Origin of the sequence: Tabrizicola thermarum (assembly GCF_003574395.1) — a bacterium.
GTDB lineage: Bacteria > Pseudomonadota > Alphaproteobacteria > Rhodobacterales > Rhodobacteraceae > Tabrizicola > Tabrizicola thermarum.
In genome coordinates this window covers 94,162-116,113 of sequence record NZ_KZ984536.1, presented here as the reverse complement: position 1 = coordinate 116,113, position 21,952 = coordinate 94,162, and the positions used below count along the sequence as shown (strand labels likewise).

The window sequence follows — 21,952 nt, the reverse complement described above, 5'->3', positions numbered from 1 at the left end:
CCGCATAAGGACCCCGCGATCCAACCATCCAGCATGGAGACCGGGATGATGACCCAAAAACTTGCGACCGCAGCGATTCTGGCGCTGGCCGCCACTGCCGGCACCGCTTCGGCCGAGCGTGCGAAATTCGAATACTGGTACGGCCTGACCGGTGATCTTGGTGCCGTGGTGGCCGAGACCTGCAACCGCTTCAACGCCGCCCAGGACCAGTACGAGGCCGTCTGTGTCGGTCAGGACGGCTATGAGAAGGCCGTGCAGAACACCATCGCCGCTTTCCGTGCGGGCAAACACCCGACGCTGCTGCAAGCCTTCGACGCCGGCACCGCCGACCTGATGCTGTCGGGAGAGTTCTATCCGGTCACCAAGCTGATGGCCGACACCGGCGTCACCATCGACTGGGCCGACTATTTCCCCGGCATCGCCAACTACTATTCGTCGTCCAAGGGCGAGTTCTTCTCGATGCCCTGGAACTCTTCGACTCCGGTCTACTACTGGAACAAGGACCTTTTCGCCAAGGCCGGGATCACCGAGGCCCCGCTGACCTGGGAAGGGCTGGAAGCCGCTCTCGTGAAGGTCAAGGAGTCGGGCGCGGCCTGCGGTCTGGCCTATGCGCCGTCCTCGTGGATCGACCTCGAGCAGTTCTCGATGGTGCACAACATCCCCGTCGCCTCGAACAACAACGGCTATGACGGGCTGGATACCGAGCTCTTGTTCAACACCACCCTGCACGTCCAGCACATGGAAAACATGCAGCGCTGGATCAACGAAGGCACCGCCACGCTGCGCACCCCGGCCGCAGGCAAAAGCTCGCGCGACAGCTTTGTCGAAGGCGAATGCGCGGTGTTCTTCTCGTCCATCGCCGACCACAACACGATCCACAAGCTGACGCCCGCCTTCGCCTGGGACGTGCAGATGATCCCGACCTACGAGGGCGTGGAGCGGCACAACACCGTCGTCGGCGGGGCCTCGCTGTGGGTCCTGTCGGGCAAGACCGAGGACGAATACAAGGCGGCAGCGGCCTATCTTGCGTTCCTGGCGACGAAGCCGGAGCAGCAGTTCCTGCTGGAGAACTCGGGCTACATCCCGGTGACCAAATCCACCTACGAGGCGCTGCTGGCTGAAGGGTTCTATGCCAAGGAACCCTACATCAACCGCGACATCGCGATGAAGTCGCTGACCTATACCGAGCCGGGCCCGCTGACCCGCGGCATCCGACTGGGCGGCATGATCCAGATCCGCGCCGAATGGACCGCCGAGGTGGAAGCGGCGCTCGCCGGGCAGAAGCCGATGAAGGAGGCGCTGGACACCGCTGCCGCCCGTGGCAACGAAATCCTGGCGCGCTTTGCCCAGACCTACGCGGGCAAGTCCTTCCCCTGACCAGAACCCGGGGCGCGGCCGCAGGGGTCGCGCCCCAATCCTTTCCCAAGGGGACCGATGCGCCGCGCCCATTTCAAGTTCAGCTGGATCGTGCCCTTGCTTCTGGCCCCCCAGCTACTGGTGATCTTCACCTTCTTCTACTGGCCGTCTGCACAGGCGCTATACTGGGCCTTCACGCTGGAACAGCCCTGGGGTGGCGGCAATACCTGGGTCGGCCTCCAGAACTTCCGCAAGGTGCTGTCGGACCCCTACTACTGGGGCTCTGTGCGGGTCTCGGTGATCTACGCGCTGGCGACCACGGTTCTGGCCATGGGCATGGCGCTGACGCTGGCGCTGTTCGTGGATCGCCAGCTTGCGGGCTACCGCGCCTGGCGCGTCGGGATCATCTGGCCCTATGCGGTGGCGGCCCCTGCCGTGGGACTTGCGTTCAACTTCGTCTTCAACCCGGGTGCCGGCATCTTCAGCGTCATCAACACGCTGTCGCCGGGCTGGTGGGACCTGTCGAAATACCCTTGGCAGGCGGTGACTGCCATCGTGATCGCGGGCGCCTGGAAGCAGGTGGCCTACAGCTTCATCTTCTTCCTCGCCGCCCTGCAATCCATCCCGCGCAGCCTGACCGAGGCCGCCGCGATGGACGGAGCCCGGCCCCTTCGCCGGATGATCGACCTGCAACTGCCGCTGCTGACGCCCACGTTCTTCTTCCTTCTGGTCATCAACATCACCGACAGCTTCACCGACAGTTTCGGCATCGTCGATACCCTGACCGGAGGCGGGCCGTTCCGGGCCACCGACTTGATGGTCTACAAGATCTATTCCGACGGGTTCCGCGGCTTTGACTACTCGGGTGCCGCCGCGCAGTCGATCATCCTGATGTGCCTTGTGATGGCGCTGACCTTCATCCAGTTCCGCTATGTCGAGCGGCGCGTGCATTACACCTGAGGGCCGGCCATGATCGAACGCACCCCCATCCTGAACCTCGCCACGCATCTGATCCTGGCCGTCGGTCTGGTCCTGATCCTGGTGCCGATCTGGCTGGCCTTCGTCGCGGCCACCCACGACCTGCAAGCCGTCAACTCGGCCCCGGTCGAGTTCTGGCCCGGCGACCAGCTTTGGCCGAACCTGAAGGAGGCCTGGGCGCTGTCCGACTTCGGGCAGAAGTTCGTGAACAGCTTCATCGTCGCCATCGGCGTCGTCGTGGGCAAGATCACGCTGGCCTGCCTCACCGCCTTTGCGCTGGTGTTCTTCCAGTTCCGGGGGCGCATGGTGATCTTCTGGGCGATCTTCATCACGCTGATGCTGCCGCTGGAGGTCCGCATCGTCCCCACCTATGCGGTTGCCGCCAACGCGCTGTCGCCGTTCCAGACGATCATGGACTGGACCGGCATCTCGTGGCTGCTGAACAGCCTTGCGGGCATCGAGGTCAGCCTCGAGTGGAACCTGCTCAATTCCTACACCGGCCTGATCCTGCCGCTGGTCGCCACGGCCACTGGCACCTTCCTCTACCGCCAGTTCTTCCTGACCATCCCGGATGAGCTGGTCGAGGCCGCGCGGATGGACGGGGCAGGGCCCTTGCGGTTCCTGTGGGACATCCTGATACCGCTGTCCAAGACCAACATCGCGGCCTTGGCGACGATCATGTTCGTCTACGCCTGGAACCAGTATCTCTGGCCGCTTCTGGTCGTCACCGACCGGGCGAATTACGGCGTGGTCGTCGTGCAGCTGTCCGACCTTGTGCCTGACCAGCTGACCACCGGGGGCGGCACGCCGACCTGGCACCTTGCGATGGCGGCGACGATGGTCGTGATGCTGCCGCCCATTCTGATCGTCATCTTCATGCAGCGCTGGTTCGTGCGCGGCCTGATCAACACCGACAAGTGAGGCACCCCATGGCCGAGATCGCCATCCGCAACGTCACCAAGACCTATGGCAAGACCACGATCATGCAGGGGGTAAACCTGACCATCCACAACGGCGAGTTCGTGGTGATCCTTGGCCCCTCGGGCTGCGGCAAGTCCACCCTTCTGCGCCTGATCGCGGGGCTGGAAGAGATCACGGCAGGCGAGATCGCGATCGCCGGGCAGGTGGTCAACGATCTTGAGCCTCGGGAGAGGGGCTGTGCCATGGTGTTCCAGAACTATGCGCTTTATCCGCACATGACGGTGGCCGAGAACGTGGGCTACGCGCTGAAGGTCGCGGGTGTGCCCAAGGCCGAACGCATGGCCCGCGTGGCCGAGACGGCGAAATCCGTGGGCCTTGCCGATTTTCTGGACCGCAAGCCGGGGCAATTGTCCGGCGGCCAGCGCCAGCGTGTCGCCATGGCGCGGGCCATCATCCGCGAGCCGAAAGTGTTCCTGTTTGACGAACCCCTGTCGAACCTCGATGCCAAGCTGAGGGTGCAGATGCGCCACGAGATCCGGCGCATCCACAACCAGATCAAGGCGACATCGGTCTTTGTCACCCACGACCAGCATGAAGGCATGACGCTGGCCGACCGGCTGGTGGTGATGAACAAGGGCACGATCGAACAGGTCGGCACCCCGGCCGAGATCTATGACCGTCCCGCTTCGCTATATGTCGCGGGCTTCATCGGCAGCCCGGCGATGAACTTCCTGCCCGGCCAGTACAGCGCCGCCCGCCGCGCCGTGGTGCTGGAAGGCGGGGCGGTCATCGGATTGCCCGGCGATCCCGGGGCCTCTGACGGGCAATTCGTCCAGCTTGGCATCCGTCCCGAGCATGTTGCCCTGCGAGCGCCCGGTCATGGCATGATCGACGCCCGGCTGGAGATCGTGGAGGACCTCGGCGCGAGCCGGTTGTGGAACCTGAGGATCGAGGACATTCCCTTCAGCCTCATCACCGAGGCGAGGGCTCATCCGCCCGTCGGCGCCACAACCGGCCTCGTCCTCGACCTGCGACATGCCCATCTCTTCGACGGGGCGACCGGCAAGCGGATGGAAACCACCCTCGGGGCGCTGCGTGCCGTTCCCGCGCAGTAGGGCGTTGTTGCGCAAATTCCATGCGGGCGCCACCTCGCGCGCCCCGTCGACATTCAGCACGGGCAGGCAAAAGCCCCTTGGCATTCGAACGCCCGGTGGCCCGAACGGGCACCGGTGGGCACGAAGACGCGACAGATCCACTCGAGATCGGAGGGCAGTTGAAGAACACGGTGTCAAGGTCGAAGAACAAAGTGTCTTCTATCCGGCAGTTCAGACACCTTGTTTTGCTGCGCCTGATCAAGGGCGACGGTCTCGAGGAGGCGAGCGCCCCGAGCGCGATGCCCACCAGACATCGGCGAAGGATGGCCGCGCATGACGAAGCGGATCACGCCCTCGGTCTCCACCGCGTCGAAGCCGAAGTGTCGCGATAGCGTCGTGATGGACGCGCGCGGGCTTTCGAGCGCCGTGATGGCGTAGCCCTCAACCGCTCCCCACCCGCGCCGAGACACCAGCGCTGCTGAAGGGGCTGCTGTTCGGGCCGGACGGCGCCGCCTTCTCGCCGACGCACACCCGCAAGGGCGACAGGCTCTACCGTTATTATGTCAGCCAGACGGTGCTGAAGCATGGCGCTGGGTCGTGCCCGGTCGGCCGCGTGCCTGCGGGCGATATCGAGGCGGCGGTGATCGACCAGCTTCGCGCCGTGTTTCGCCAACCCGAGATCGTGGCTAGCACGTTGAGAGTGGCTCGGGCGCAGGACGAGGAGATCACCGAGGCCGACGCACGGACAGCGCTTCAGCAGCTCGACCCGCTGTGGGACGAACTTTTCCCCGCCGAACAGGCACGCATCGTGGTGCTGCTGGTCGAGCGCGTCGATATCGGCGCAAACGGTCTCAACTTCCGGCTCCGGATGGACGGCCTCGGAGGGCTCGCGAGCGAGATGCTGTCCGGCGGGATCGGAGAAGCTGCATGACCCGCGGGTCTCCAGTCCCGGAGACGGTGACGCTCCACGTGCCGTTCCGCATCGTGAAGCGCGGCGGGCGGAAGGAGATGCAGCTGCCGGAGGAAGCGGCGCAGCGTCGACACACGGACGGTACCCTCGTCAAGGCCTTGGCGCGTGCCTTCCGGTGGAAACGGATGCTGGACTCGGGCGAATATGCTTCGATTTCTGAGATGGCCGAGCGAGAGAACATCAGCTTCACTTACATGGCGCGGCTGATGCGGTTGCCCCTGTTGTCTCCTGAACTCGTGGAGGCCATCATGGACGGCCGTCAGCCCGCTTGCATCACGCTCGCGAACCTGATGGCCCCCTTCCCTCTGGATTGGGAAGAACAGCGGAGGCGATCGCTGTCGGGCGGCGAATTCTCCGACGACACTGCCACCGCAAGCGACCACGCACAGGGTGTCAAAGGGTCCGCAGGGCACATCCGCGATTTACAGTAGGGCCGTTCGGCTGCTACACCAAATAAACAAGAAAAATGGGAAACAGGAGCAGGCTATGGGGTTGGATAGTGCTGAGGTCATCCGGGCAGATGACGACCACGCCCAGGCCTTCCAGCACATACGCGCCGAGCTGCTTGATGAGTACCGGCAGCCTCACCCCTATCCTTGGACCATTGACTATTCGGGCGGCAAGGATAGCACACTAGTTGCCCATCTGGTCTTCGAGATGCTCATGGCATTGCCCCCAAGCGAGCGGAGGCGTCAGGTGCACATCGTCGCCAACGACACGCTCGTCGAGAGCCCGCTCGTCGTCCAGCACATCATAGACAGCATCACCGAGATCGAGAATGCGGCTCTTGCGTTCGGTCTGCCGGTCGTCACCAAGATCACGCGGCCTGCACCCGATCAGTCGTTCTGGGTCAACCTCATCGGCCGGGGTTATCCGTCGCCGAACCGTTCGTTCCGCTGGTGTACGGATCGTATGAAAATCCTGCCGACCAGCCGCTACATTAGGTCTCAGGCTGATACTGCTGGGCAAGTGATCTTGCTGCTGGGCGTGCGCCGGACGGAGAGTGCAACGCGCGCCGCATCGGTCGGGCGCTATGACAATGGCGAGCGGCTCAACAAACACAATGATCTCCAAGGCTGCATGGTATTCCGCCCGATTGTTGAGCTCGACACTGATGACGTATGGGAGTTCCTGGCGTTGAACGAACCGCCCTGGGGCGGCTCGCATCTCAAACTGATCGGCCTCTACCGAGAGGCGAGCGGTGGTGAGTGCCCGGTCGTCACGTCGAAAGAGGATGCACCGTCTTGCGGCACCACGTCCTCGCGCTTTGGGTGCTGGACTTGCACCGTGGTGGAGAAGGACCGGAGCTTGGAAGGCTTCGTTGAGTCCGGCTATGCCGAGTTCAGCCCACTGCTCGACTTCCGTGACTGGCTGGCCTCGATCCGCAACGACAAGGCACGCAGGCAGGCGCGGCGGCGCGACGGACGGATCACAATCACCGATGGCGGGGTGTTCGTGCCCGGCCCCTTCACGCTCCAGACACGCTCGGAAATCTTCGAGCGGTTGCGTGCGCTGGAGACAGAGACGGGACAAGCCTTGATCAGCGAGGAGGAAATTGGTCTGATCCACGAGATTTGGGCGGAAGAGCTCGCAACCTACACGAACACACGACCGATGAGCGTCCGTGGGATCAGGAAGGACAAGTAGATGCCGCGCAATGTCGTCGTGCTCCTTGATAACGCCGATGGCCGGGCAATGATCAAACAGGCCTGCAAGAAGAACGGGCTGCTCTTCGCTGAGTTCGAAGAGTTGGTACAGGCGGAGGTCGAACAGACGGGCAAGCAGCGCCGCGCCGGCTTGTGGGACTCCTTTGATGACATTCTCGACCGGATTCAGGTGGACGAATAAGGCGTATGTATATTTCCCAGATCACTCTCCGCGACTGGAAGGCCTATACCACGGCCAATTTCGACTTCCCCGCCCCAGGCAAAGATAGAAACATCATCTTGATCGGTGCGCCCAATGGCTATGGCAAGACGAGCCTGTTCGAAGCCATCGTGCTAACGATGCTTCGGGTTCGTTCAGCACAGCGATGCCATTTTCGATGCCAGTTCCATCTCGACCGTGCGACTGGCGTCGAAGTGTTCAGGTCCGGCCTCGGATTTCTTCATTTTTTCGAAGGACTTAAGGACTCTGCACTGACTCATGCAGGTCGAGAGGTCCGGAGAATATCAACCCGGAGAGACCGCTTTAGGGCCTCTTGGCGCGTAGGCCGGTTATCAGCCCCACCCGCATAACCCCCGAAAACAACGGAAAAATCCGGCTGCAGCCGGATGGGGAGAACGCTTTCGCGAGGGCAAGTGGCGGAGCGGACGCGACTGCGGTCGAACCTTCTCTGGCCCTCGCAACCGAAACTAGCCCAAAGTATGGCTGACGCTGGCAAAGGAGAGTTCACGGCCAGCGTCAGATGCTTGGTCTCAGTTCAATTCATTGCCACAGGTTCTTCTCCTCGGCGACCAAAGCTCATCCATGCAACGATGGCTATGATGGTCCCGAGGAACAGCGCACTGGTCACAATGGTGCCAAGGCCAAAGCCGCCGTATTGGATCGGTTGCGACAGGAGATCGCCGAAGGAGGCGCCCAAGGGCCGTGTGAAGATGTAGGCCAGCCAGAAGCCAAGGATCGGATCGAGGCCAAGGAAGAAATACCCGAACATCAGCGACGCTATGATCATTCCAAACAGAACGCCGGTGGCCAGGTATCCCAGGCCGAAGGCTTCTGCCACCAGATCGCCAGCCGCCGTTCCCAAGGCAAAGGTGAACAGGATCGCGAGCCAGTAGAAAGCCTCGCGCTTCGTGGTGAAGATCGCGTGGATCGACAACGTCTTCTCAGAGGCGAACCAGACTGCGAACGTGGCAGCAAGTGCCCCGGTGAACAGGATCGTTGTGGTCATCAGCGAAACGCCGAAGTTGTCCACCAGGTTGTCGGTCACCAAAGTGCCGACGATGCTGATCAGCACAACCGCAAGCCAATAGGACCATGGCACATAGCGCTTCTGCGCGAATTGAAGCACAAGCGCACCGATCAGAACGGCCGACATGATCAGAGAAGTCGTCGTCAGTCCGAACCCGAGGTTGACGGCGAGGTAGTCCGCCGCAGTTTCCCCCATGGTCACAGCCATCAGTTTGATCAGCCAGAAATCTGCGGTGACGGCGGGCACGCGATTGTAGACGACGGCAGAAGTCTGCATGGAAGGAACCTTGTGATCGGATGAAGAAATGGCGGTCATTGCGTCACCTGCGCCGCATCTTGCAGTGACGCCTGCAACGCAACGAGCGTTTCGGTGACAAGAGCAGGATCCGGTTTACCGCTGCGCAAGGCCGTGAATGCACCATCAGCGGCATCGTCGATCATGCCCCAATGGGCGGGGTCCATCGGCTTGAGGCCGGTTTCATTGTCGTCCCAGGCGATTTCAAAGTCCTTGATACGGGTCTTGGCCGCCGCAAGGTCGCCCGTTGCTGCGATGGCCTGGACATCGGTGATGATGGTTCTGAAGCTGGACAGGTCGCCAAGACTGGCAGATGGCGCGTTGGCGGTGACCGCCGCCTTGGCCGCGTAGACGTTGTAGCCAGTAAAGGCGGCCACGGGCAGCGCGATCAGCGCCGTGGCGAGAAGAAGTTGTCTCATGGTTTGCTCCGGTTGGAACCGGAAGTGACCCGGCCTTGGCGCTTCTGAACCGGCAATCCTGCAGCCAACTTTCGCCCAGCTTACAGATTTGTATTGTGGCCGAGACCTATGTGTTAAGCCGCCCACATAGTCTGGTCACTCCTATCCAGATATCCGAGCTTGAATGACCGCCAATGCGCATCCTGCTGATCGAGGACGATCCCTCAGCCGCCGACTATGTCGCTCGCGGACTGTCCGAGAACGGCCATGTTTGCGATGTCCTGGCCGATGGCACGGATGGGCTGTTTGCCGCTACGCGGGAAAGCTATGACGTCGTCGTCGTGGATCGGATGATACCGGGCCTCGACGGTCTGTCGCTGGTGCGTGCGTTGCGGGCTGCCGGGCGCAAGACGCCGGTGCTGTTTCTGACGGCGCTTGGCGGCATTGACGACCGGGTCGAGGGGCTGGAGGCCGGTGGTGATGACTATCTGACCAAGCCCTTCGCCTTTGCGGAACTGTTGGCGCGCGTCAACGCTTTGGCCCGCCGCCCTCCGGTGCAAGAGGTGAAAACAGTGCTCAGGGTCGCCGATCTGGAACTGGATCTGATGCGCAGGCAGGCCTCACGCGGGGGGCAGGCGATTGAGCTTCTGCCAAAGGAATTCACGCTGCTTGAGGTCTTGATGCGCAACGAAGGCCGGGTGGTGACCCGCACAATGCTGTTGGAACGGGTTTGGGACTTCCATTTCGATCCGAACACGTCAGTGGTGGAAACCCACATCAGCCGGTTGCGCGCCAAAATCGACAAGCCGTTCGAGGTGGCCTTGCTGCACACTCTGAAAAACATGGGCTATTCACTTCATGCGCCCCGCTGATCTCTGGCGGCACAGCTCGTTCCGGCTGGCGCTCGGCGTCACACTGGCGGTTCTTGCTGCGCTGATCCTTGTGGGCGCCATCGGTTACACCGTCCTGCATCGGCAGTTGGCCGACAGGCAGGATGCGCGGCTGCTGGAAATTTTCACCACCTTGCAGCAATCCGATGCGGCCGATCAGCAGGATCTGATCGAGGCGATTGCGGCCCGCATCACCGCCAGTCCGACCCACGCTTCGGTTTTTCTGCTTCGGGATGCGACGGGCAAGGTTTTGGTCGGCAACATCAACGATGTCCCGATCGGGTCAGGCTGGTCCACGGTCGAGGCCGAGGTTCTTGGGGTGCAGACCGACTATCCCTACCGCGTCTATGCCGGGGAGCTTCATGGCGATTATCTGGTCGTGGGCTTGAGTAACGCCGATCTGGACGATCTGGCCGAAATCATTCTGACCGGGTTCATCTGGTCAGCCGTGGCAATCCTGATTGCCGCCATCGCTGCCGGAGCCTGGGTCGCAGCGCGACTGCAGCGGCGACTGACCGAGGTCACCGCCGGGCTGCACCGCGTTGCCGGCGGGGATTTGTCCACACGATTGACCTTGTCGGGCCGTGGTGATGATCTCGACCTGATTTCTGGTGAGATCAACCATACCGTGGGCCGCCTTGGCGCGCTGGTCGAGGCGATGCGTCAGGTCAGCGCCGACATCGCCCATGAATTGCGCACCCCGTTAAACAGACTGCGCATTCACATTGAGCAGGCAGCACGCAATGCCGCCGTCTCCGCCCCGGTCGAGGACGACCTTGCCGCCGCCATCGCGCAAAGCGAAGCCATCGACCAGACCTTTTCTGCGCTGCTGCGCATCGCCCAGATCGAGGCCGGGGCACGGCGCGAGAAATTCGCTCCGGTCGATCTGGCGGCCCTGCTTGCTGATGTCGCAGATGTCTATGTCGAGGTGGCCGAAGATGCGGGCCAGACCCTGTCGTGCGATGCGGGGGGGGCTGCATGGGTGATGGGCGACAAGGAATTGCTGACTCAGACCTTTGCAAACCTGATCGAAAACGCGATCCGGCATTGCCCTAGTGGCACGGCGATCACCTGCACGGCGCAAGCAGTGGGCAACCAGGTGACGGCGTCAGTCTCGGATACCGGGCCGGGAATTCCGGCCGGGGAGCGCGAATTGGTGCTGCGCCGGCTTTACCGCCTCGAGAAAAGCCGCACGACCGAAGGCACGGGGCTTGGTCTGTCGCTGGTCAAGGCCGTAGTGGATCTGCATGGCGCCGAATTGGCGCTGGCAGATGCAAGGCCGGGTCTGCGCGTGGAAATGCGGTTCGCGCGGATCGTCGGTGCGTCATGAGCCATTTGCTGTCACAGCTCGTGGATTTCCTTGCGGCGCATCAGATGCTGGCGATCCTGTTTGCCTTTCTTGTGGCATTTGGCGAGGCGTTGCTGATCCTTGGCTTGTTTGTACCCTCGACGACAGTGCTGGTCGGTCTGGGCACATTGATCGGTCTAGGAAAAATGGCCTTTCTGCCGGTCTTCGCCGCAACGGTTGCGGGAGCCATTGCCGGGGATGCCCTTTCGTTTTGGGCAGGTGTGCACTGGAAAGAGCAGATCCGTACATTCTGGCCATTCTCGCGCTACACAGCGCTGATGGATAAAGGCGAGCAGTTCATTGCGCGCCATGGTGGCAAGAGCATCTTCATCGTCCGTTTCATACCGGGTGTGAAGGCGGTGGTGCCAACGATTGCTGGAATGATGGGGATGAGCACGACACGTTTTGTGCTGGTCAATGTCGGGTCGGCTTTCGTTTGGGCAGCGGCACATCTGTTGCCCGCCATCGCGTTGGGGCGCGGCCTGCAGGTCGCCCACGCGGCTAACCCGCGCTTTGCCATCCTCGCGGGGCTCGGCGTCGCGGCCGCGTTGCTGGCCTGGGCCTCATTGCGCCTTGTGCGGGGCGTTCTGGTCCCTGCGGCCGACCAAGGCCGCCTGCGCCTGGCCCTTTGGCTTGAGCGTCAGGGGGACCGCAGCGGAGCTTTGGCGCGCGTCTTGCGAAATCACGACCGGATGCTGGAAGCGGCGGCTCTGATCGGGCTGGCGTTCGTGGCACTTGCCAGTTTTGCGCTACTGCTTGTCGCAGTGATTTTTGATCCGGAAATGGCGCAGGCGGATGCGGCGATCGGACAGTTCGTGCAGGGGCTGCGTACCGATTGGGCCACGTCTGCAATGGTTGGCATCACCATGTTGGGGGATACCGCAGTGTTGCTGCCGGTGGCACTGCTGCTGATCGCAGTTCTCGCGGTCCGTCGCCAATGGGCTTTGGCCGTGGCCGTCACGGTCGCAAGCATGGCAGGGGTTGTCTTTGTGCCTTTGTTCAAGACACTACTGCACCGCGCGCGCCCGATCCCCATGTATCAGGGAGCGGACGGCTTCAGCTTTCCCAGCGGCCATTCCACATTGGCCACCATCATCTTCGGCATGCTGGCGCTTTTCCTGGCGCATTCGCTGCCCGCAAGATTTCGCAGTTTGGTTTACGGTAGCATCGCCACTTTGATTGCGCTGATTGGACTGTCGCGCGTGTATCTGCAGGCGCATTGGCCCAGTGATGTGCTGGCGGGGATGCTGTTTGGCAGTGCTGTGGTCAGCGTCGTAGCGTTGCTGCTGCATGCGCGGGGCGTGGCTATTCCGCGTCCTGCGTTTGGCGCCTTGCTGATGGTTATCGGGCTGGGCATCATGCCGTTGCATTTGTGGACAGGCTGGACCACTGCTGCAGCCCGCTATGATGCCGCGCCGCCCTTGACGACGCTTGCCGCAGGTGACTGGCTGGCGACCGGCTGGCAACAGATGCCCACCCATCGCATCTTGCTGGACGGCGAACAGGGCGAGCCGATGCTGTTACAAACCACCTTGCCTCTGCCGGACCTGGTGACCGCATTCGAGGCTGCGGGCTGGCAATCTTCGCAGGCCACACTGTCGGACGAGATCCTTTCAGCCGTCGTGCCATCTCGTCATGAGCTTGGCGGTCACGCCCCTTGGCCGATGACGCATCTTGGCCGCTCGGCATTGGCGACCTTCACCAGGATGGACGCCACCGATCAGCGCATTGTGTTGCGGATCTGGGAAACGCAAACCCTTGTGCAGGATGGCACGGGCACTGCACCGCTTTTGATGGTCTCGCTAAGCGCCGACAGGCTGGACCCAGTCGCTTTTGGATATACGCAACTTGAGGAGGCAGAGTTTCGGCCGGACCAGCTGGCGACTGTAAAGGCCGGGGTGGTGGCGGCCCTGCCTCAAACCGCCGGGGACATGAGAAGGATTGTCGACCTTCCCCTTTCAGCCGCGCCATGATCGGCCAAAATTTCGTTCCTACAAGTTGCGGGGAAAGATGGGGCCAGGAAGCTTGAGCCCGCGAAGACCTGTCTCGTAAATCGAGACCAGCCGTGGATAGAACAGGCGGCGCAGGTGCGAACCGGCCATCGTGATCAAGAGGGAGGCTAAGGCCGCCACTCCCAAAGCGCCGACCATGTCGAGGGGGAAATGAACCCCGAGGTAAATGCGGGACCAGGCCACGGCAAAGCCCAAAACCAGAAGGATCCCTCCCCAGCCCCGGCTGGCCGCATTCAAAAGCAGGGGTATTGCCAAAGAAAACATCAAAGTGGCGTGGTCACTTGGAAAAGACGCTTCTGCGGCATGGTCCAGCAACTGGCGACCCAGCCCGATCTCGAAGGGTCTTGGGTGATACCAGGTTGCCGTGATCCCCTGAGCGGCGGCCAAGCCGATCAAAGCGGCGCCTGTTGCATCCAGCAGAGCAAATCGGACGGCCTTGCCGCGCCGAACCCATGCAATGATCAACAGGATCATGGCGAGATAGATCGCCCAACTTGCCAGCATTCTGGCAATCGCGATGACAAGAGCCGGTGCTTGCGCACCGGCGTTGATCACAAGAAAGGCGTTCTGATTCCAAAGCTCGACTGCGGACAAGGTCATATCGGGGCCCTACCGCCCCAAGGACCACATCGTCGACAGGCGCATCGACTGCAACAGATGGTGCAGCAGGGCGAGGCCAGCGTGGGCGATCAGGTAGGCCCAGACCAAATTGGCCAGCGCCAAGTGAACGGTGATCGCGATCATCCCATCCGGTTCTGCCGAATGCAGACCAAGAGCGACCTGCACGAAATAGATCGCGCCAGAGGCGGCCATAGCCGAGATCAACAGCAGACCAAGGCCATGAATGGCTGACGGCAACGCCGCCTGGGGGTCATGCTCGGGAAGCCGCAACTTCAACGCTGCCTCGGCATGCACCTTGATATCGCGCCGCAGTGCCACCAAGCGCCGGACGGAAAACCACGGGATCAATGCGCCAAGGTCAGTCCCGCGCGAGCGCACCAGAATCGTCACCCAAAGCCCGAATGCCAGAACCGTGGCCGCAAGGCCCGAATAGCGATGAACCTGAAACAGGATATCGCCAGCCTGCACATCATCCGGTCCGTGCATCTGCAGGCTGGTCAAGAGCTGGGTCACAATGGCGAGGGCCAGACCTGCATGCAAAAGGCGGGTTGGGCGACTGTGCCGGGTTTGAAGGTTTGTGACAGGAGTGGTGCTGTGCATGTCGAGGTTGTTCCAATTGGGGCGGCCAGAAAGACGGGACCGATGCGCCCAACTAAATCTCCAAATCCACGCCAGCCTTTCCGCCAGGTCACAAATTTGTAAGGTTGCCGAAGGGCGTCGAGGTTGCGCCGTCGCTGGATGCCGACGCACAGCTCGGCTGCAACCCAGTCCGTTCATCGCCCGGAGCCAGCACAATGTTCGCATCCAACCACAGCCAGATTCCGACCGGTATTTGGATTCTGGGCTTCGTCAGTCTCTTGATGGATGTCTCGTCCGAGATGATCCACAGCCTGCTGCCGCTTTTCATGGTCACCTCATTGGGGGCCAGTGCGCTGGTTGTCGGGCTGATCGAGGGGCTGGCCGAAGCAACCGCGCTGATCGTCAAGGTGTTTTCGGGCGTGCTGAGTGATTGGTTCGGGCGGCGCAAAGGCTTGGCGCTGATCGGCTACGGTCTTGGGGCGGTCACAAAGCCGCTCTTCGCCCTTGCTCCAAGTGTGGGTGTGGTGTTGACCGCACGGCTCTTGGACCGCGTGGGCAAGGGCATTCGCGGCGCGCCCCGCGATGCGCTCGTCGCCGATATCGCCCCGCCCGAGTTGCGAGGTGCTGCGTTTGGGCTGCGCCAGTCGCTGGACACAGTTGGCGCCTTTGCCGGGCCGCTGGTCGCAGTGGGGCTGATGCTACTGTGGTCCAACGACTTTCAGGCGGTGTTCTGGGTGGCGGTCATCCCCGGTGCCTTGGCCGTGGCGCTGCTCGCTTTCGGCGTGAAGGAGCCGCCGCCGAAACCCGGAGCCCTCCGGCAAAACCCGATACGGCGTGCCAGTCTTGCCCGCCTGCCGCCCGCCTACTGGCAGGTTGTCGGCATCGGCGCCGTCTTTACGCTAGCCCGCTTCAGCGAAGCGTTTCTGGTCCTGCGCGCCCAGCAAAGCGGAATTCCTTTGGCCACTGTGCCATTGGTCATGGTAGCGATGAACCTGGTCTATGCCCTGTCGGCCTACCCGCTGGGCCGCCTTTCGGACCGGGTCAGCCACAAATCCCTGTTGATCGGGGGGCTGGCCTTGCTGATCGTGGCTGACCTCATTCTGGCCAGCTCCGCCCATTGGGCCGTGGTTCTTGCCGGAGTGGCGGTCTGGGGCGTTCACATGGGCATGACGCAGGGCCTTTTGGCCGTCATGGTGGCCGACACTGCCCCGGCAGACTTGCGCGGCACGGCTTACGGGTTTTTCAATCTGGTCAGCGGGGTGGCGCTCTTGATCGCAAGCCTTGTGGCGGGGCTCTTGTGGGACAGTCTTGGCGCCCCGGCAACGTTCTTGACGGGGGCGGTGTTCAGTGCTGCGGCCTTGGTCCTGCTTTTCAAGCGTGGCGGAAATCTGCCCACCGCGCGCGGGGCCTGAGCTTGTAAGGCTGCTGACAAGTGAGTCTAAGATGGCAACCCCATGTGTCTTTCATCAGGCCGCAACCCGTGGTCGTGATTTACTGGAGAGACCCATGAAAACGAAAAGTTCCTTGACGATCACCGGCGCGCTTCTGGCGCTTTCCCTGATCTCTGGCACCTCGGCCTTTGCCGAAACCACAGGCACCGAAGACCCGATGGCCGAAGCGCAGGCCTTTCTGGCCTCGCCCACGAGCCTTTCCCAAGCGATTACCGCCGCGGAAGCGGCGGCAGGCGGCAAGGTGTCCAGCATCGAATACCAGAGCGGGGAAAACGGTGCGCCTGACCTGATCATGGCCGACGTGGTGCTTGCCGACGGCAGCGAGAAAACCGTCGCCATCAATCCCGCCGATGGCAAGGTGATGAACATCACGCTGGCCGAGAACGACCAGCAGGGTGACGAACAGGACGGCGAAGACGGTGACGGCGAGCAGGATGGCGAAAACGCCAACAACTGATCTCTGACCCAATGCCAGGATAGGCGGTGCCGCAAGGCGCCGCCTTTTCTTTTGCCCAAAAGACATCGCCGGAAAAAGCCCACATTACAAAACTGTAAGTTGGGCGAAAGGACGCTGCGGTTTGGGTCAGACAAACAGGGTCCATCGAGAACCCGCCCACACGGCCCCCCAGAAAAGGAACCCCCAATGCCTGAACCCATGATCCGGTTGAACCGGCTAACGCAATCTTTCGAAGGGGTGACCGCCGTTGATGCCCTGTCGCTGGACATCGCCAAAGGCGAGATCTTCGGCTTTCTCGGTCACAACGGTGCGGGCAAAACGACCACAATCCAGATGCTGACCACCTTGGCGCGTCCTGCCTCCGGGACGGCGACCGTGGCAGGGCATGACATCTGCGACGACCCGTTGGAGGTGCGACGCCGCATCGGCTATGTCCCCGAAAACGTGCGGCTTTACGACACTCTGACGGCGGCGGAGAACCTGATGTTCTTTGCCCGCTTGTCGGGTGTGGCGGACCCGAAGTGGCGCGTGGCAGAGGTGCTTGACCTCTTGGACTGCGCCTACCTGGCCGACAAGCGCGTGGGCGGCTTTTCCAAGGGGATGCGGCAGCGGGTGGGCCTTGCGCAGGCCATCCTGCACCAGCCCGCAGTCCTGTTTCTGGATGAGCCCACTTCAGGACTCGACCCGATGGGCATCAAGATGCTGCGCGACTTGGTGATGCGCCTGAATAACGAATTCGGGATGACCATCTTCATGAACACCCATCTGATTTCCGAGATTGCCAAGACCTGCACCAGCATCGCGGTGCTCAGCCACGGCAAGCTGGTCTACCACGACCGGATTGAAGCCGTCACCGCCCGGTATGGCGACGACGCGGCCTTGGAGGAACTTTACCTGTCGCTGACCCCGGTTGGCCGTCTGGCCGAGGTGGCGTGATGGAAGCTGCACCCTCACCCGGCTGGCTGATCGCCCGCCAATCCGCACGCTTCGTGCTGCGCGAACGCACCGTGGCGCTTCTGTCGCTGATGTTTGTTGTCCTTGTGTTGATCTCGGCCTGGCTTGGCTGGTCCGCGACCTCGACCGTGAACCGCATCTATCTGGACGCGGCAGCGTTTCTGCAAAAGGCAGGCCAGCCGGTGCCGACAAATCCGGTTCTGGACATCTCGCCCCTGTCGTTGATGCGCAACATGTCGGTCTACGTAGCACTGATCGGGGCGCTTTCCGCCATCGTGATAGGCAATCGACTGATTGGCCTTGATCGCAAGGCGGGGGTGCTGCCGCTGATCGGCATCCGTCCGCTCGGACGCAATGCCTATGCGGGCGGCAAGATCGCAGCCCTGACCGGGTTGATCCTGGCCTTGGGCGCGGTGGCCGGAGTTGTAGCCGTTGCAACGTTTTTGATGCTGCCTGCCATCACATTGACGGGCACGCAGTGGGCCCAATTGGCCGGGTTTATGGCCATCACCACGCTTTACATGGGCATCTTCGGGCTGATCGGCCTCGCGTCTGGGGCTTGGGCAAAGTCGGAAACTGTCGGGCTCTTGCTGCCGGTTACCCTTTGGCTGACCCTGACCTTCATCCTGCCGCAGCTGACCGCCAACCTGAACCCCACGGCTGCGATCAACCCGATCTCGGCGCTGGCCACCCCACCCGACACCAGCTTCTTTCACTGGGCGGCGATTGTTCTTGGCCCCGTCTCGCTGGCCGATGCCTACAAGTTCGCCTCGGCGGGACTGCTGGACTACCTGCCGCAGGGCATCGCCTCGCCCTCCTTCAACCCTCCTGTCCTGACCCTGATCCTCGCCAGCTGTGTCGCGGCCGCTGTCGCCTGGCGCGCGCTGACCCGGCTTTCCATGACGCAAGGAGATTACAATGTCTGACGCCGCCCTGAACCCCGTCCGTCTGAACCCGACCCCCGTCCGCACCATCGCCGCCAAGGATATCCGCGATGCGCTGCGCGACCGATTCATCCTGATTGTTACCGGTTTTCTGGGCCTCGCTGCATTGGTAGCCTTGGTCACAGGTGCCATCGCCCTGCGCAACGACGTCGCCACCTACGAGGCGGCCAAGGCGTCCCTTCTGGCGCTTGGCAAATCGGCCGATGCAATCAAGGCGCCCGAATTCTACCCGTTGCGTCTGCTGCGCGGCGCCATCGAACAGATCGAGATCATCGGGGCCGCCATCGCCATCCTGATCGGCTATCGCTCGGCCGCCAGCGAACGCGGTCGGCAAACCCTGGCGCTGATGCTGACCCGCCCGATGCGCCGGTGGCAATTTGTGGCAGGCAAGGCCTTGGCCGGGATCGGCCTGCTGGCGGGCGGTCTTGCGCTGGTTCTGGGCGGGTTGACGTTGCTCTTGCACCTGATGTCCGGCATCGGTCTGGGCGCGGATGACGTGCTGCGCATCGCTGTGGTCTGGGCTGTGGCCGTGGCCTATACCGCCTGCTTCTTCCTGGTCAGTTTCATCCTGTCGCTGCATATGAAGCAGCCCAGCCACGCGCTGCTGGTGGCCTTTGCGATCTGGCTGACCCTGGTGCTGATCGCGCCGCAGATCGGTGACACGCTGGACCCCGACAATCAGGTGGCCGGGGGTGTGTTCAAGCAATTGAACATCGCCAAACCTGATCAGATTGAGATCATGAAGGGTTTTGCCACCTTCGAGACAGTGCGCGACGGCATCGAACAGGCCTCTGTCACCAAACATTTCGAGCGGTTCACCTTCGCCGTGCTGGGTATCAAGGCGACCTATGCCGGGATGCCGCTTGGCCCGATCCTGATCGAAATGCTGGGCAATCTGATCTGGATTTTCCTCACTGCCCTCGGGCTCGGCGCGCTGGCGCTGGCCCTTCCCCTCAACCCCGACCGGCTTGCAAAAGCCTGAACTCAAAGGAAATACACCATGACTCTCAAGAAACACATCTCGACGCTTGCCCTCGTCTCCATTCTTGGCCTGACACTGGCCAATCCCGGGTTTTCGCAGACCACGACCGATACGGATGGCGACGGTGTGCCCGATGCCTCGGAGGTGCTGCTTGGCACCGATCCGATGGTGGCCGACACCGATGGCGACGGTCAGAACGATCTGGCTGACACCGATCCCGCCTTCATGGCGAATCCGCTGGACATGACCGGTGCGCCCGCCACTTTTGCGATCAAGGAGGCGCTGGTCGAAAACAACTATGACTATGCCGCCAAGAAGGACGCGACCGATCACCTGGAACTCCTGGTGACCAATTCGGGCAGCGCCGCGTTGTCGGGGTTCTCGATCTACTACAGCATCACGGATGCCGACACGGGCAAGGTCGAGGGCACGTTCCGCAAGCTTGACGGCTTCAGCGTTCCCGCCGGGGGTGAAGCGCGGATCCACCTCGACGACGGGGCCGTGGCCGGGCATTTCCGCGCCAACCCGAACTCGATCTACATCACCAGCCAGGCCGCAAAGACGATCACCTTCGTTCTGAAGGCCGATGGCCAGGCGCCGGTCAGCGTCGATGTCGCCAAGGATAAGGGCGGTGCGGAAGCCGCAGACTGAGGGCTTCCGGTTCAGGCTTGGCCCTGCCTCCTGCCATTTTCTCTGCGCGGGTCAGTTTCCTGCGCAGGGAGTTTTTTTGTCGCTTGGTCAGTCAGGCCGCCCTTAAGATCGAAGTCAACATGCTGGTCCTTGCGATTGCAATACGTGGACCAGTTGCCTCACCCTTTTCGCTTCGCACATGGATTATGTTCGTTACCTAGAAATCTGTCTCCAGATAGACCCCCGAGCAGTCGTAAGCGACTGCCGCAGCAGTTGCCCCGTTGTTCATGAACAGCCGGGGTGACAGGAATTGTGTGTTGGCTGGCAGGTCCGTGGTGATTTCCTGCTCGAAGACCGCGCCGGAGACCTCGTCGATCACCCGCACCCAGACGGATGATCCATTCGGTGGCGCTGCGATGAACAGGGTCAGCACGCCGCCGGTGGCGATGGCGAAGCTTGCGCCCATGTCGGTCAGGGTTGGCGCCCCGGTGCCGTCGTTGGCGACCAGCTGCCAACGAGTGTGGGTGCCGCGCTGAAAGCCGATGCCGATGCAGTTGATGACGGCCGAGAGCGTCAGGGTGGTGGCGAGCGCGGCGGTGGAACCGTAGAGGCCGAAGAAGCCCATGCCGGTGGCTTGTAGGTTTGTGAGCGAAATCCGCGTCACGAAGGTCCAGCCGCCCAAGCCCGCGGCATTGCCGCGCCAGCAGGCCCAGCCTGCGGAGCGCTGGTCGGCCACCGAGTCCACCACCGCGGCCGAGGTCAAACGCCAGCGCCGCATGCTGGCGGCCAGGCTGGTCGCGGCCAGCGTGGGATGCGAGACGGTTCCGACCGAGGTGATCGGCAGGCCTTCGCTGGTGATCGTGGTGGTGACCGAGGGCGACCAGTTGGCAATCCGGTTGACCCCGAAATGCGGCTGAAGCGGGAAATCCCGGCCGGAGGGGCGCATCACGTCGATCCACGGTGCGCCCGCCCGGTTACGGGCATAGATCGCCGCCTTGCCGGTGGGCGGCGCGCTCGGGGAGGCGCTGAGCCCGGGCAGGATCGTCGGCTGCGGCAGTTCCACCTGGCCATTGGTGCGGTCGATCTTCAAGGCATCGAAGAAGGCCGAGCCGTCCGGGCTGACTTTGAAGCTGAAGTCGTCGTTGCCCAAGAGGCCGATCAGCGCCCGCGCCGAGAAGCCGGTCTTGAAGGCAAAGGCTGCGTCGTTAGCCGGGGCCGCCTTGTTCACCGTGGCCTCGATGCCCGCGCCCGCGTTGTTCAGAAGGACGGCAGGCGTGTTGACCGACACCCGGTTGTAGCTGTCGGCCGTGGCCCCTCCGAGGCCCAGGAGCTGCGCTGTCAGGTTCGCCTGGGGCATGCCGACCTGTGTGACGGCATTGGCGAAGGTGACGGTCGGCGTGTTGATGACGGTCGTGCCGCCCGAACCACCCGTGGCCGAGCCGATGTTGATGACCGTTGTCGACCCGGACGCGCCGCCGGTGCCGAGGTTCACGGTCTTGGTCACGCCCGTGGTCGTGGCGCCGGTGCCCATCCCGTAGGTGGCGGTCGTCGTCGCCGTGCCGATCGAGGCGCTGGCTGCGGAGACAGTCACGGTCCCGGACGCCGTGAGCGTCCCCGAAAACGTCTTGTTGCCACTAAAGGTCTGTGTTCCCGCGAGGATCGCCAGTTCGGATGAGGTGTTTGGCAGGGTGAAGCTGCGCGTCGTGCCCGTGCTGATCCCTGCCAGCGAGAAGGTGGCCTTCTTCGTCGGGTCCGCATCGTTCACCAAGCTGAAGACCGCGTCGGAGACGTCGCGTGGCTCGCCCACGACCTCCCAGGCGCTGCCGGTCCAGACGAGGACAGGCTCTCGGCCGCAACCCAGACCAGCCAGCCGGTGTGTGGCACGAGGCGGATCCACGCGCCATCGATCCAGAAGGCGATGTTCAGGTCCCACCCGGCCCAGAGGCCGGTGGCACTCGAGGCCACCAGATGGCGGTTGCCGTCGGCGGGGCTGGCCGGGGGCGCAGTGCGCGTGCGGTCGAGGACCGAGAGCTGCACCATGGCATCAAGCAGGCGCAGCGCCTCGTTGTGGGTGACATGCTTCTGCGCCTGCGCCGCCAGAAGATAGGGCAGGCCCAGATGGGTCGTGGTGTCGGACATGGGGGTTCCCGTGGGTTGGG

General features: G+C 62.6%; 21 protein-coding genes and 3 pseudogenes. 18 read left to right on the top strand and 6 right to left on the bottom strand.

Annotated elements, in window-relative coordinates; all coding sequences use genetic code 11:
- Positions 1 to 45: 45 nt before the first annotated feature.
- The 4 genes from D5084_RS01225 to D5084_RS01210 are packed head-to-tail and all read left to right on the top strand — an operon-like array spanning position 46 to position 4,370.
- On the top strand, positions 46 to 1,377 hold the full coding sequence (locus tag D5084_RS01225) for an extracellular solute-binding protein (protein WP_238382480.1): 1,332 nt from the start codon (positions 46 to 48) through the stop codon (positions 1,375 to 1,377).
- A 57-nt stretch (positions 1,378 to 1,434) separates the two neighbouring features.
- Positions 1,435 to 2,316 carry an ABC transporter permease subunit gene (locus D5084_RS01220; protein WP_128513681.1) on the top strand — a complete coding sequence of 294 codons (882 nt, stop codon included), beginning with the start codon at positions 1,435 to 1,437 and terminating at the stop codon, positions 2,314 to 2,316.
- 9 nt (positions 2,317 to 2,325) lie between these two features.
- A complete protein-coding gene (locus tag D5084_RS01215; RefSeq protein WP_128513680.1) occupies positions 2,326 to 3,255 on the top strand; it encodes an ABC transporter permease subunit in 930 nt (309 codons plus the stop codon).
- Between the two features lie 8 nt (positions 3,256 to 3,263).
- The gene (locus D5084_RS01210) at positions 3,264 to 4,370 is read left to right on the top strand and encodes an ABC transporter ATP-binding protein (protein WP_128513679.1); all 1,107 of its coding nucleotides are present in this window, start codon (positions 3,264 to 3,266) and stop codon (positions 4,368 to 4,370) included.
- A gap of 302 nt (positions 4,371 to 4,672) precedes the next feature.
- Here the strand turns inward: D5084_RS01210 and D5084_RS18980 are convergent.
- Positions 4,673 to 4,804 (bottom strand): annotated as a pseudogene (locus tag D5084_RS18980) (phage tail protein); the annotation flags it as partial.
- Here D5084_RS18980 and D5084_RS01200 point away from each other — a divergent pair.
- The 5 genes and pseudogenes from D5084_RS01200 to D5084_RS18935 form a co-directional block, all read left to right on the top strand.
- Positions 4,804 to 5,280 (top strand): annotated as a pseudogene (locus tag D5084_RS01200) (recombinase zinc beta ribbon domain-containing protein); the annotation flags it as partial. The pseudogenes D5084_RS18980 and D5084_RS01200 overlap by 1 nt on opposite strands.
- Positions 5,277 to 5,750: a hypothetical protein gene (locus tag D5084_RS01195; protein ID WP_354001208.1), complete on the top strand. Its 474-nt coding sequence runs from the start codon at positions 5,277 to 5,279 to the stop codon at positions 5,748 to 5,750. The pseudogene D5084_RS01200 and the gene D5084_RS01195, both read left to right, overlap by 4 nt.
- A gap of 55 nt (positions 5,751 to 5,805) precedes the next feature.
- On the top strand, positions 5,806 to 6,966 hold the full coding sequence (dndC, locus tag D5084_RS01190) for a DNA phosphorothioation system sulfurtransferase DndC (protein WP_128513678.1): 1,161 nt from the start codon (positions 5,806 to 5,808) through the stop codon (positions 6,964 to 6,966).
- On the top strand, positions 6,967 to 7,167 hold the full coding sequence (locus D5084_RS01185) for a hypothetical protein (protein WP_128513677.1): 201 nt from the start codon (positions 6,967 to 6,969) through the stop codon (positions 7,165 to 7,167).
- A gap of 5 nt (positions 7,168 to 7,172) precedes the next feature.
- Entirely contained in the window at positions 7,173 to 7,556 is a 384-nt protein-coding gene (locus tag D5084_RS18935) for an AAA family ATPase (protein WP_128513676.1), read from the top strand.
- 185 nt (positions 7,557 to 7,741) lie between these two features.
- On the opposite strand, the gene D5084_RS01175 is transcribed toward D5084_RS18935, so the two are convergent.
- Both D5084_RS01175 and D5084_RS01170 read right to left on the bottom strand, forming a co-directional pair.
- Entirely contained in the window at positions 7,742 to 8,548 is an 807-nt protein-coding gene (locus D5084_RS01175; protein WP_238382479.1) for a COG4705 family protein, read from the bottom strand.
- Positions 8,545 to 8,946: a hypothetical protein gene (locus tag D5084_RS01170; RefSeq protein ID WP_128513675.1), complete on the bottom strand. Its 402-nt coding sequence runs from the start codon at positions 8,944 to 8,946 to the stop codon at positions 8,545 to 8,547. Before D5084_RS01170 ends, D5084_RS01175 begins: the two co-directional genes overlap by 4 nt.
- Positions 8,947 to 9,119: 173 nt before the next feature.
- Here D5084_RS01170 and D5084_RS01165 point away from each other — a divergent pair, with 173 nt between their 5' ends.
- Genes D5084_RS01165 through D5084_RS01155 form a run of 3 tightly spaced genes read left to right on the top strand, consistent with a single transcriptional unit; the run spans position 9,120 to position 13,136 of the window.
- Positions 9,120 to 9,797: a response regulator gene (locus D5084_RS01165; RefSeq protein WP_128513674.1), complete on the top strand. Its 678-nt coding sequence runs from the start codon at positions 9,120 to 9,122 to the stop codon at positions 9,795 to 9,797.
- A complete protein-coding gene (locus tag D5084_RS01160; protein WP_128513673.1) occupies positions 9,784 to 11,145 on the top strand; it encodes a sensor histidine kinase in 1,362 nt (453 codons plus the stop codon). Before D5084_RS01165 ends, D5084_RS01160 begins: the two co-directional genes overlap by 14 nt.
- The gene (locus D5084_RS01155; RefSeq protein WP_128513672.1) at positions 11,142 to 13,136 is read left to right on the top strand and encodes a bifunctional DedA family/phosphatase PAP2 family protein; all 1,995 of its coding nucleotides are present in this window, start codon (positions 11,142 to 11,144) and stop codon (positions 13,134 to 13,136) included. The genes D5084_RS01160 and D5084_RS01155 overlap by 4 nt, the downstream gene beginning before the upstream one ends.
- An 18-nt stretch (positions 13,137 to 13,154) precedes the next feature.
- On the opposite strand, the gene D5084_RS01150 is transcribed toward D5084_RS01155, so the two are convergent.
- Together D5084_RS01150 and D5084_RS01145 are read right to left on the bottom strand one after the other, a co-directional pair.
- Complete coding sequence (locus tag D5084_RS01150) at positions 13,155 to 13,775, bottom strand: undecaprenyl-diphosphatase (protein WP_128513671.1); 621 nt, start codon at positions 13,773 to 13,775, stop codon at positions 13,155 to 13,157.
- Between the two features lie 9 nt (positions 13,776 to 13,784).
- Positions 13,785 to 14,396 (bottom strand): cytochrome b/b6 domain-containing protein, encoded by a 612-nt coding sequence (locus tag D5084_RS01145; protein ID WP_128513670.1) that lies wholly within the window; start codon positions 14,394 to 14,396, stop codon positions 13,785 to 13,787.
- Between the two features lie 104 nt (positions 14,397 to 14,500).
- Between D5084_RS01145 and D5084_RS01140 the strand changes: the two genes are divergently transcribed.
- The 6 genes from D5084_RS01140 (at position 14,501) to D5084_RS01115 (ending at position 19,814) form a co-directional block, all read left to right on the top strand.
- Entirely contained in the window at positions 14,501 to 15,787 is a 1,287-nt protein-coding gene (locus tag D5084_RS01140; RefSeq protein WP_238382478.1) for an MFS transporter, read from the top strand.
- Between the two features lie 112 nt (positions 15,788 to 15,899).
- Positions 15,900 to 16,283: a hypothetical protein gene (locus D5084_RS01135; RefSeq protein ID WP_128513669.1), complete on the top strand. Its 384-nt coding sequence runs from the start codon at positions 15,900 to 15,902 to the stop codon at positions 16,281 to 16,283.
- Positions 16,284 to 16,469: 186 nt separating this feature from the next.
- Positions 16,470 to 17,219: an ABC transporter ATP-binding protein gene (locus D5084_RS01130; protein WP_128513668.1), complete on the top strand. Its 750-nt coding sequence runs from the start codon at positions 16,470 to 16,472 to the stop codon at positions 17,217 to 17,219.
- Positions 17,219 to 18,163, top strand: coding sequence for an ABC transporter permease (locus tag D5084_RS01125; protein WP_128513667.1), 945 nt, complete (start codon positions 17,219 to 17,221; stop codon positions 18,161 to 18,163). Before D5084_RS01130 ends, D5084_RS01125 begins: the two co-directional genes overlap by 1 nt.
- Positions 18,156 to 19,163, top strand: a complete 1,008-nt coding sequence (locus D5084_RS01120) for an ABC transporter permease (RefSeq protein WP_128513666.1) — start codon at positions 18,156 to 18,158, stop codon at positions 19,161 to 19,163. The genes D5084_RS01125 and D5084_RS01120 overlap by 8 nt, the downstream gene beginning before the upstream one ends.
- A gap of 18 nt (positions 19,164 to 19,181) precedes the next feature.
- Complete coding sequence (locus D5084_RS01115; RefSeq protein ID WP_128513665.1) at positions 19,182 to 19,814, top strand: thrombospondin type 3 repeat-containing protein; 633 nt, start codon at positions 19,182 to 19,184, stop codon at positions 19,812 to 19,814.
- A gap of 196 nt (positions 19,815 to 20,010) precedes the next feature.
- Here the strand turns inward: D5084_RS01115 and D5084_RS01110 are convergent.
- Positions 20,011 to 21,932: pseudogene (locus tag D5084_RS01110) on the bottom strand (DUF2793 domain-containing protein).
- Positions 21,933 to 21,952: the final 20 nt, after the last annotated feature.